The following is an 11,493-nucleotide window of genomic DNA, read 5'->3' as shown; positions in this document are numbered from 1 at the left end:
GTGTGTGGCATCGCGGGCTGCTACCAGCAGCGCGACGGCTTCGCGCTCGCGGAGGCGATGAGCGACCGGATCGCACATCGCGGTCCGGACGCGGACCGGGTGTACGCGTTCGACCAAGGCGATGTCCGTGCGTTCCTTGCGCATCGTAGATTGTCGATCATCGACTTGTCGGCAGCCGCGGACCAGCCGTTCAGCAAGCGCGGCCTGACGATCTGCTACAACGGCGAGCTCTACAACTACAAGGAACTCCGGGCCGAGCTGTCGAAGTCGGGCGTGCACTTCCGCACCCAGAGCGACACCGAGGTCGTGCTGGAGGCGTGGCGCCGCTGGGGACCGGAGGCGCTCGGGCGTTTCCGCGGCATGTTCGCGTTCGCGATGCTGGACGAGGAGAGCGGCAGCCTGTACCTCGCCCGCGACCCGCTCGGCATCAAGCCGCTGTACTTCCTCCGCCGGCAGGGCGGCGTGATCTTCGCGTCCGAACTGAAGGCTCTGGTCTCCGCGGTCGGGTCCGAGCTGCGCACCGAGCCCGGCGCGCTGATCGCGTCGATGCTCTACTACTGGCTGCCCGAGCAGCGCTGCGCGATCGACGGCGTCGACAAGCTGCCGCCCGGCTCCTGGGCGGAGTTCCGCCCGGACGGCAGCAGCCGGCACGAGACGTACTGGCGGGTGTCCGAGGTCGCGACCGAGGCCGCGGCCGGTCCGCCCGCCGACCTCCGCCAGGTCATCGAGGAGTCCGTCGCCGCGCACCTGGTCGCCGACGTAGGAGTGTCGACATTCCTCAGCGGGGGCCTCGACTCGAGCCTCGTGACCGTGCTGGCGAAGCAGCTGGATCCCGGGATCGACTCGTACACGATCACGTTCCGCGCGCAGGACCAGAAGCTCGAGGCGATGCCGGACGACGCGGTCTACGCGCGCAAGCTGGCCCGGCAGTTCGGCATCGACCTGCACGAGATCGAGATCGCGCCGGACGTCGTCGAACTGCTTCCGCGGATTGTTGACAATCTGGATGAACCGATCGGCGACCCGGCCGCGATCAACACCCTGCTGATGTGCGAGACCGCACGCGACGCGGGCGTGAAGGTCCTGCTGTCCGGGATGGGCGCCGACGAGCTGTTCGGTGGGTACCGCAAGCACCTCGCCTGCGTGATGGGAGCGCAGTACCAACGGCTCCCCGGCGTACTGCGGAACGGGCTGGTCGGGCCGGCGGTACGGCGGCTCCCGGTGACCGTCAACGGTCGCGGGCTGCGCTACGCACGCTGGGCGAAACGGTTCGAGACGTTCGCGAACCTCCCCGAGGAGGAGGCGTTCCGGCGCAGCTACACGATGTACGACGCGGACCAGCTCGCCGGGCTGATCAGCCCGGACCTCGAGCCGTACGTCGGGAAGCTGCTCGCCGAGCACAGCGACATCTACCACGACAACGCGCTCGACGACCACGTGAACCGGATGTGCCTGGCGGACTCGCGGATGTTCCTGCCCGGGCTGAACCTCACGTACACGGACCGCGCGAGCATGGCGGCGTCGACCGAGGTACGGACGCCGTTCGTCGACCCGGTCGTTGCGCGGGCGGCGTTCTCGATCCCGGGCAGCGACAAGATCCACCGCCGGGTCGGCAAGCTGGCGTTGAAGAAGGCCGCCGAGGCGTGGTTGCCGAAGGAGATCATCTACCGGCCGAAGGCGTCGTTCAGTGCGCCGCTGCGCGCCTGGGTGCGGAACGACCTGCGCGAGCTGGTCGACGACGTACTGCTGCGCGGGGAGCTGGTCGGAAGCGGGTTCCTCCGACAGTCCGCGGTCCAGCAGATTGTCGACGATGAACGATCCGGCCGGGAGGACTACTCCAAGCAGATCTGGCAGCTGCTGACGCTGGAGACCTGGACGCGGCACATGCGCTCCCTGGGCGTGACCATCACCTCTGGATGAAGGACGGACATGAAGCAGGTTGCACAGAACTACAAGTCCGGCGAGCTGGCGGTGCTCGACGTACCGCCGCCGGCTTGTGCGCCGGGCGGGGTGCTGATCCGTTCGCTGTACTCACTGATCTCCACCGGGACCGAGCTGATGAAGGTCGGCGAGGCGCGGCTGTCGCTGCTGGGCAAGGCGAAGGCGCGACCGGACCAGGTACGCAAGGTGCTGGACACGGTCGCGCAGCAGGGGTTGACGAGCACGTACAAGAAGGTGATGAACAAGCTCGACTCGTACACGCCGCTCGGGTACTCGCTGTGCGGTGTGGTCGTGGAGGTCGGCGCGGGGGCCGAGGAGTTCGGTGTCGGGCAGGTGGTTGCCGCCGCGGGGAACGAGTTCGCTCTTCATGCGGAGTACAACTGGGTGCCGGTGAATCTGTGCGTGCCGGTGCCGGACGGGGTGCCGGCTGAGCAGGCTGCCTTCGCCACTGTCGGCGCGATTGCCATGCAGGGGGTTCGGCAGGCCGAGGTGCAGCTGGGTGACACGGCTGTGGTGATCGGGCTGGGGCTGGTCGGGCAGCTGGTGGTGCGGTTGCTGGTTGCCGCTGGGGTGCGGGTGTTCGGGATCGACACGGTCGCGGACCGATGCCGGATGGCGGAGAAGGCGGGCGCGCTGTACTGCGCGGGTGCCGACGAGGCCGGGGTCGCGGCGCTCGAGCGGTCGTTGCTGCAGGCATCCAACGGGCTCGGCGCCGACCGCATCCTGCTGGCCGCGGGCGGGCACTCGAACGGGCCGGTGGAGACCGCGGCCCGGCTGGCTCGTGACCGGGCGCGGGTGGTGGACATCGGCAAGACGAAGCTGGATCTGCCGTGGAACGCGTACTACGAGAAGGAGCTGGACGTCCGGTTCTCGCGGTCGTACGGGCCGGGGCGGTACGACGACCGGTACGAGCTGGACGGGATCGACTACCCCGCCGGGTACGTTCGCTGGACGGAGCGCCGCAACCTCGAGTGCTTCGTCGACCTGATCGCCCGCGAACAGGTCGACGTCGGCAGCCTGATCGCCAACACCTTCCCCATCGCCGACGCCACCGACGTCTACGAGAAACTCAGCACTGGCGCCTACCCAGGCGTCGGCTTCCTCTTCGAATACCCAAAGGAAGCAGAAACGGGCGGTACGGCGCACAGCGCCGGTACCGGTGCGCACGCCGTCGGGCGGGGCGCGCAGAGCGCGCCAGGTGACGCGGAGAGCGAGAGCGCACCGCACGGAGACGAGCACGCAGCGCACGGCGCTGCAGGCGCGGCCGGTGGTGTGGAGGGGGATGTCGCGGGCGTTGACACCAACCGCCGGCGGCAGCAGGCCGGTCGGCCGGCTCCCGCCGGCGCCGTACGGGTGGGGTTCGTGGGGGCGGGGAACTACGCATCGAGCATGTTGCTGCCGCACCTGCAGCAGGACGAGCAGGTCGTGTTGGGGCATGTTGCGACCAACAAGTCCCTGTCGGCCGCGAACGCCCAGCGGCGGTTCGGCTTCGAGGCGGTGTCGACGAACGTCGACGAGGTGCTGAGCGACGAGAGTCTGGACGCGCTGTTCGTGGTCACCCGCCACAGTTCGCACGCCGAGCTGGCGTGCCGGGCGCTGGAGACCGGGAAGGCCGTCTTCGTCGAGAAGCCGCTGGCGCTGAACGACGACGAGCTGGACCGGATCGTCGCCACCGTGGATGCCACCGGCAACGATCGCCTGATGGTCGGGTTCAACCGCCGGTTCGCGCCGCTGCTGACCGACCTGAAGGACCGCTTCGGCGAGAACGGGTACACCTCCGTCAGGTACCTGGTGAACGCCGGCAAGCTCGACTCCACCAGCTGGTACCTCGACGCCGGCAAGGAGGGTACCCGGTTCGCCGGTGAGGGCGGGCACTTCATCGACACACTCACCTGGTGGCTGAACAGCCTCCCGGCCGAGGTGTACGCCGTACCGGGCCCCGACGCCGGCGACGTCCTCGTCACGCTCCGGTTCGCGAACGGTTCGGTCGGCACGATCACGTACGTCGGCGGCGGCAACGCTCGCTTCCCGAAGGAGACGATCGACGTCACCGGCGGCGGCCGCAACGCGCGCTTCGACAACTTCCAGCGTGCGTCGGTGTGGGCAGGGCGGAAACCTGTCGTCCGCAAGTCCCGCAGTACCGACAAGGGCCAGCGCGGCGAACTGGTGCGCTTCGTCACCGCCGTACGCACAGGCGGACCGATGCCGATCCCGTTCGAGCAACTGATCGCCACCACCCGCGCCACCATCGCAGTGGACCGCAGCCTGGCCTCCGGTAAGCCGGAGCCTGTGTGAGCCGCCAGCCTCTGGGCTGGTACGTCCGCCGCCTGCGCCGGATGTCCCCCACCGAACTCATCCAGCGCACCAGCGACGCCGGACGCCGTACTGCCTGGGCCTACCAACAGGTCAGGCCCGGGCAGGACGGAAAGCTGACCCTGCCGGTACGACGCGAAAGAACGTTCAGTACGACGCTCCCGGCGCACACGGCCTGCGCCGTACCGGAAGACGCCCGCAAGGCAGTGATCCAGCAGGCCGACGCCATCCTGGCCGGCAATCTGGAGGTACTAGGTGTTGAACGCACCGACCTCAAGGCGCCCGACTGGTTCCGCGACCCGGTAACAGGCCGCCGTTCGGACCCAACGCAGTACGTGTTCAAACTGAACCACCGCAACGAGCAGGCGGTCGGCAACATCAAGCAGGTGTGGGAGCTGTCCCGCCACCACCACCTCACCCAGCTGGCCGCTGCGTGGTACCTGACCCACGACGACCGGTACGCCGAACGCGTAGCCGACCACTTGAACGACTGGTGGCGTACGAACCCGTTCCTGTCCGGAGTGCACTGGGCAAGCGGTATCGAGATCGGCCTGCGCCTCATCAGCTGGACGTGGATCAGACGACTGCTGAACGACTGGCCCGACATCACAGACCTGTTCGAGCACAACGAGCTGGCGCTACAGCAGCTGTACTGGCACCAGCGGTACCTAGCCGCGTTCCACAGCCACGGGTCCTCAGCCAACAACCATGTGATCGCAGAGGCAGCAGGACAACTAGTAGGCGCTTGTGCGTTCCCCTGGTTCACCAAGAGCGACCGGTGGCGCGCAAACGCAGCAGCCCTGCTGGAGAAGGAGCTTGACGCCAACACATTCCCGTCAGGCATCAACCGCGAGCTGGCAACCGACTACCACCGTTTCGTGTCAGAGCTCGGCCTGTACGCCGCCCTGGAAGCGGACAACGCCGGCCACCCGCTCAGCCAGGACACGTGGGCTCTGCTGACCCGCACCGTCGACGCGGCAGCAGCGATCGTCGACAGCCGCCTACGCCCACCACGGCAAGGCGACGACGACGAGGGCATGGTCCTGGTGCTGGACCCACCAGACGCCAGCACGTGGTCGGCATACCTCTCGCTAGGCGCAGCCGTGGTAGGCAAAGCGCCCTGGTGGCCCGATAGCCCGAGTACTGCGACGTCAGTGATCGTCGGCGTGCTGGTGAACGGCCAGCAACCAGACCGCCCCGCTGAACGCCCAGGCCACTTCAGTGACGCCGGCCTGACCATCCTGCGCAGCAACAACATCTGGTGCCGCGCTGACGCCGGACCGCACGGCTTTCTCTCCATCGCCGCCCACGCCCACTCCGATGCGCTCTCACTAGAGGTACGCGTCGACGGCGTAGACATCCTGGCCGACCCCGGCACGTACTGCTACCACGGCGAAGAGGAGTGGCGGAACTACTTCCGGTCAACCATCGCCCACAACACCGTCGAGGTAGCCGGCGCCGAACAGTCCACCTGGGGCGGCCCGTTCCTGTGGTTGCGCGGGGCAACCGGCAAGGTCCTCCACCGCTCCCCCGCCACGTGGGAAGCCGAACACGACGGCTACGCCCCCGTGACCCACCGACGTACGGCGACCCTCGACAACGACGTACTGCGCGTAGCGGACACTGTCGACGCAGCAACCGACGTACGCATCGCCTGGCACCTGGGTCCCGAGGTCGACTTCGACCAAGCCACCGGGCGGCTGGAATGGCCCAACGGCTCGGCCGTCGTCGAACTGCCCGCAGAACTGACCTGGACGACCTGCCGCGGCAGCAACAATCCGTTGCTCGGCTGGTACTCACCGCGATTCGGTCACAAGGTCCCCAGCACCACCCTGCTCGGCACAGGCCCCCTGTCCGCCGACACCCCGGCAGTTACAACCTTCCGCTTCTAACGGGTGTATCAGTACCTGCCTCCGCCCCTCTATTAGTTCAGACGACACTGGAGGGGGCCTGTGAGCGCGCAGCAGCTGGATGTGAAGAAGTCTTGGCAGGCGATCCGGCGGCATCGGCTGCTGGTGGGGGCGGTTGCCGTGGTGGGGCTGATGGCGGGCATCGGGTACGGCCTGATGCAGCCGCCGATGTACAGCGCTTCTTCGCAGGTAGTGCTCCCGCCGCCGCCGCAGTCCGCGTCCGGCGTCAGTTCGAATGCTCAGAGCATCGACACGCAGGTGTACATCGCGGAGAGCGGACCGGTCCTGCTGAGCGCCGGGCAGAACGTCACGCCGGCGCTGTCGACCGAGCAGGCTCGTGCGCGGGTCAAGGCGACGGCTGTCACCGAGGACGTCATCCGGATCGACGCGCAGGGTACGACGGCAACGCAGGCGATCCAGCTTGCCAACGCGGTCGCGCAGGTCTACCTGGTGTTCATCACGACCGACCAGAAGCTGCCCGGTGACCTGGGCAAGCGGACCGGCGCGCGGATGCTGGAGCAGGCCGTCAACGCGCACGGCGGCAGCATGCTCGTACACACCGGCACGTACGGCGGTCTCGGCGCACTGCTCGGCGCCATCGCCGGAGCGGTGCTGGTGCTGGCCCGCGCACGTGGCGATCGCCGGCTCCGGCTGCGGGACGACATCGCCGACGCCGTCGGCATTCCGGTCCTCGCCTCGGTCTCGTCGTACCGGGCGAACGACCCCTCCGACTGGGCGAACCTGCTGGAGCACTACTCGCCGACCGCGGTCGACGCGTGGGCGCTGCGCAAGGTCCTGCACAACCTCGCGCTGGACGCGAAAGGCGGCCAGCAGGTCTCGCTGACCGTGATCTCGTTCGCGGACGACGGCAAGGCGCGGCCGCTCGGTCCGCAGCTGGCCGCGTTCGCCGGTACGGTCGGGATCTCCACCTCGCTGGTGATCGACCAGCACCACGACAAGCCGTCCGGTCAGGTCGCGCTCGAGATCCACCTGGTACTGGTGGACCGCGACGCGCCGCACCTGGACGACAGCGAGCCCACCACGCGGACGATCGTCGCGCTTTCGGCCGGCACCGTGACCGCTGAGGAACTGGCCCGGCTGGCGGTCGCGACGGCCGCCGACGACCGGACGATCGACGGCCTGGTGGTCACCGATCCGGATCCGTCCGACCGGACCGTCGGCCGGGTCGCGCAGGCGCAACGGCGGGCCGGCTCGCGGCTGCCCACGCTACTCACCGGCACGGCAAGGCGGACCCGATGACGAATCAGCAGCTCTCCGATCAGCCCGCCACCAGCACCGGCTGGGCGGAGGACGACGACGGCCTGTTCGCCGAGCAGCGCTCGGCGTCGCACCCGCCGGAGGGCCTGATCACGTTGCGGTTCCTGCGCGACGCCGTGGTCCGGCACGCCCGGATCTGGCTGGCGCTGGCGATCATCGGCTTCACCGGCGGCCTGGCGACGTACTTCCTGCTGCCCGCACCGCACCAGGCGGCGGCCCGGCTGCTGATCACCACCCGCGAGGGCGACGATCCGGTGAAGGCGATGGCGACCGAGATCAGCCTGGCCACCAGCCGGACCGTGGCGGAGCGGACGATCGCGCTGCTGAAGCTGCCGGACACTCCGGACCAGCTGCTCGCCGGCTACACCGCGACGATGCTGACCTCCCGGGTGCTGCAGATCCAGGTGCAGGCGAAGACCGACGAGCAGGCCACCAAGCTCGCGACGATCATCGCCCAGACCTACCTGATCTTCCGCCGCGAGCAGATCGGGCTCGACGAGAGCCCGCTGGTCAAGGACCTCACCGCGGCGCAGAACGAGCTCTCGCTGGCCCGGCAGGCAGTCGTCGCCGCGGGCGACGACCCGAACAGCCCGAAGCTGCCGAACAGCCCGGAGATGGCGCGGTTCAACGCGGCCGGCGACAAGTACCGGTTCATCCAGCAGCAGCTGCTCGACCAGAACACGCGGGCGTCGAAGATGAACGCGAGCCGGCTGCTCGACACCCCGACCCCGGTGCTGGTGCACGCGAAGCGGGCGCTGGCGATCAAGGCCGGTACGGGTCTGGCCGCCGGGCTGTTCCTCGGCCTCGGGTTCATCGTCGTACGGGCGTTGATCTCGGACCGGCTGTGGAAACGCCAGGACATCTCGAACGCGCTGGGCGCCCGGGTGCGGCTCAGTACGGGACGTCCGCCGCGCAACTGGCTGCCGTTCCGCGGCACGCTGCGTCCGTCGCAGGCGGGGAATCCGGAGATCCAGTTGCTGTCGCAGCACCTCGGCCAGCGCATCATCTGGTCGAAGCGGCCGACTCCGGCGCTGGCTGTGGTCAGCGTGGACGACGTACCGGCGTGTGCGCTCGCGGTGGCGGCGCGTGCGGTGGCGCTGGCCGACGAGGGCAAGCACGTGCTGGTCGCGGACCTGACCGGGACCGGGGCGCTCGCACAGAAGCTCGGGGTGAAGCAGCCCGGCACGCGGGACTCGCAGTTCAGCCAGCCGGGACGGCGGATCGACGTGTACCTGCCGGACCCGAACGGTCTGCCGCCGGAAGGCTGCTACCTGCGGCTCGGCGACAACAACCGGCCGAACCGGTCGGCCGACGTCCAGCTCGACGCGGCCTGGGACACGGCCGATCTGGTCCTGACACTGGCCACCCTGTCGCCGGCGATCGGCGCCGACCACCTCGGCACCTGGGCGTCCCGCGCCGCGGTCGTCGTGACTGCCGGCCGTTCCACGGCGGCCAAGGTCCGGGCGACCGGTGAGCTGGTCCGCCTGGCCGGGCTGGAGATCGACTCCGCGATCGTGCTGAACGCGGACCGTACCGACGAAGGCGTTGGCGTGGCGGACGCCGAGGCGTCGAGCCCGGCCGTCGACCTGGAGATGTTCTCGCGATGAGTATGGTCGCCGTGCTCCGGACCCGGCTGGTGCCGAAGCCGGGGTTCCGGGCGGTCACTCCGGAACGTCGCCGCCGGCGCCGGGTCCAGCTGGTGTGGGCGCTGCTCGTGATGAACGTGCTGACGTACTTCCCGGGCTCGCTGCAGCTGATTCCGTTCCCCGGCATCGTCGGCAAGCTGATCGCGCAGGGCGCACTGCCGTTGGCCCTGCTGCTGGTGCTGTCCGTCAACCGGCCGGCACGGATCCGGCCGAGTGTCTACGTCTTCTTGGGCGGCCTGCTCGCTACCGAGGCCGTGATCGCGAGTCTGCGGTCGGAGTTCCTGATCAGTGCGCTCTACCGGTCGACGCGGCTGTTCCTCTTCATCGCAGTGCTGTGGCTGCTGACGCCGTGGTGGACGCGCAGGGACCTCCTGCTGGTACGGACGCACCTCATGGTGCTCTGGTGGATCGTCGGCTCGGTGGTGTTCGGCTTCCTGATCGCGCCCGGCGCGTCGAGGCCTGACGGCCGGCTGGTCGGCATGGTGTGGCCGATCCCGCCCACCCAGACCGGGCACTACGCGGCGATGGCTGCCGGACTGACCGGAGTCCTGTGGATGGCAGGGCTGCTCAAACGCGGCCCCGCTCTCGCAAGCGTGCTCACGGCGATCCCTGTTCTGCTGCTCACTCACACCCGGACCGCGCTGATCGCCCTGCTCGTCGGTTCCGTGGTCGCGGGGCTGAGCCTGTTCACCGCGCGCTCACGGGTCCGCAAGTCGTTCGCGATCGCCATCGGCGTCTTCTCGATCGGCGCGCTCACCGCCGGATCACTGATCACGACCTGGCTCGCCCGCGGGCAGGACAGCACGCAGGTCACCGCTCTGACCGGACGTACCTTCGTCTGGGACGCGATCCTCGCGCAACCACGCACGACCTGGCAGACGCTGTTCGGCTTCGGCCTGTCCAACAAGTCGTTCAACGGCCTCCCGATCGACAGCAACTGGCTCGGGACGTACTACGACACCGGCCTGCTCGGGGTGTCGTTCTGCATCGCCATGGTGCTGTTCGTGTTCATCGGCGCCTGGTTCACGCCGCAGGGTCCACGGCGTGCCGCGGCCTTGTTCATCGTCGCGTACTGCGTCGTCGCGTCGTTCACCGAGAGCGGGCTCAGCGAGGCCTCGCCGTACCTGCTGGAACTCACCCTGGCCGCCTCGCTCGTCTACCCACGACCAGCGCAGGAAGGTGCCGAATGAGGATCCTGCTGGTGCACAACAGGTACCGCTCGACAGCACCGAGCGGTGAGAACCGGGTCGTCGACCAGGAGCGAGAGGCGCTCGCAGCACTCGGCCACGACGTCGACCTGTTCGAACGGCGCAGCGACGAGCTGGAGCAGTGGCCGGCCTGGAAGAAGGCCACGCTACCCGCCCGCGTGGTGTGGAACCCTGCCAGCAAACGCGATCTGGCTGACACGCTCCGTACGTTCCAGCCGGACGTGGTGCACATCCACAACACGTTCCCGGTCCTCAGTCCGTCGGTGCTCTACGCCTGCCGCGACGCCCGGGTGCCTGTTGTCATCACACTGCACAACTACAAGCTGTTGTGTGCCAGCGGTGACTTCTACCGCGACGGCGCGGTCTGCCACGACTGCGCAGGCGGCAACCCGATACCTGCGGTAGCTCACAGCTGCTACCGCGGCTCCAAACTCGCTACAGCGACCACAGTGCTCAACACACGCTCCCACCGACGGAGCTGGCGCAACCTGGTGTCGGCGTACCTCTTCGTCTCCGAGTCACAGCGCACGCTGCTGGCCGGTATGGACTTCGACAGCGACCGCAGCTTCGTCCGCTACAACTACGTCCCGTACGACGGTCCTGTCGCAGGCGCGCGCCGCCGGCAGGTGACGTACGTCGGCCGGCTCGACGCGCCGAAGGGTGCGCCGCTGCTGATGAAGGGCTGGGACGCGTACCGCGAGATCGCCGGGGACGACGCGCTGCGGCTGGTGATCGCAGGCGGCGGCCCGCTGCTGGACGAGGTGGTCGCGTGGGCCGCGGACCGGCCGTCCGTCGAGCTCCGCGGCCTGCTGAGCAAGCCCGACGTGTTCCGGCTGATGCGCGAGTCCCGTGCCGTCGTACTGCCGTCGGAGTGGGAGGAGACGTTCGGGCTGGTGGTCGTCGAGGCGATGGCTGTCGGCGTACCGCTGCTTGCCTCGAGCCACGGGTCCTTCCCGGAACTCGTCACCGACGGCGTCGACGGCGCGCTGTTCGACCCGCGGCGCCCCGACGACCTGGCCAAGCTCCTGCTCGACGTCGACACCTCTCCCGACCGGTACGACGACCTCGGCCGCAACGCGCGGTCGACGTACGAGAACCGGCACGACCCGCAGCGCAACCTCCAGCAGCTGCTCGACATCTACCGGTTCGCCGCGGCGAATCCGGTGCTCTCTCGGTAGCACTCGCTCGCCAGGCCCC

Annotated in this window: 7 protein-coding genes; all 7 read left to right on the top strand. The window is 68.9% G+C overall.

Annotation, left to right across the window (positions count from 1 at the left end; genetic code table 11):
- From asnB to JOF29_RS38985, 7 genes are read left to right on the top strand one after another with little or no spacing between them, the layout of a single operon-like run.
- Positions 1-1,920, top strand: a complete 1,920-nt coding sequence (gene asnB / locus JOF29_RS39015) for an asparagine synthase (glutamine-hydrolyzing) (RefSeq protein ID WP_209699330.1) — start codon at positions 1-3, stop codon at positions 1,918-1,920.
- A gap of 9 nt (positions 1,921-1,929) precedes the next feature.
- Positions 1,930-4,236, top strand: a complete 2,307-nt coding sequence (locus JOF29_RS39010) for a bi-domain-containing oxidoreductase (RefSeq protein ID WP_209699329.1) — start codon at positions 1,930-1,932, stop codon at positions 4,234-4,236.
- The gene (locus JOF29_RS39005) at positions 4,233-6,146 is read left to right on the top strand and encodes a heparinase II/III family protein (protein WP_209699328.1); all 1,914 of its coding nucleotides are present in this window, start codon (positions 4,233-4,235) and stop codon (positions 6,144-6,146) included. The genes JOF29_RS39010 and JOF29_RS39005 overlap by 4 nt, the downstream gene beginning before the upstream one ends.
- Positions 6,147-6,206: 60 nt before the next feature.
- Positions 6,207-7,424 (top strand): Wzz/FepE/Etk N-terminal domain-containing protein, encoded by a 1,218-nt coding sequence (locus JOF29_RS39000; RefSeq protein ID WP_209699327.1) that lies wholly within the window; start codon positions 6,207-6,209, stop codon positions 7,422-7,424.
- Positions 7,421-9,049 (top strand): YveK family protein, encoded by a 1,629-nt coding sequence (locus JOF29_RS38995; RefSeq protein ID WP_209699326.1) that lies wholly within the window; start codon positions 7,421-7,423, stop codon positions 9,047-9,049. Before JOF29_RS39000 ends, JOF29_RS38995 begins: the two co-directional genes overlap by 4 nt.
- Positions 9,046-10,278 (top strand): O-antigen ligase family protein, encoded by a 1,233-nt coding sequence (locus JOF29_RS38990; RefSeq protein WP_209699325.1) that lies wholly within the window; start codon positions 9,046-9,048, stop codon positions 10,276-10,278. Before JOF29_RS38995 ends, JOF29_RS38990 begins: the two co-directional genes overlap by 4 nt.
- Positions 10,275-11,474, top strand: coding sequence for a glycosyltransferase (locus tag JOF29_RS38985; protein WP_209699324.1), 1,200 nt, complete (start codon positions 10,275-10,277; stop codon positions 11,472-11,474). The genes JOF29_RS38990 and JOF29_RS38985 overlap by 4 nt, the downstream gene beginning before the upstream one ends.
- Positions 11,475-11,493 lie beyond the last annotated feature (19 nt).

The organism is Kribbella aluminosa (assembly GCF_017876295.1).
In the GTDB taxonomy this organism is placed as follows: domain Bacteria; phylum Actinomycetota; class Actinomycetes; order Propionibacteriales; family Kribbellaceae; genus Kribbella; species Kribbella aluminosa.
The sequence above is the reverse complement of the archived record's forward strand: the minus strand, read 5'-3'. Positions and strand labels throughout refer to the sequence as shown.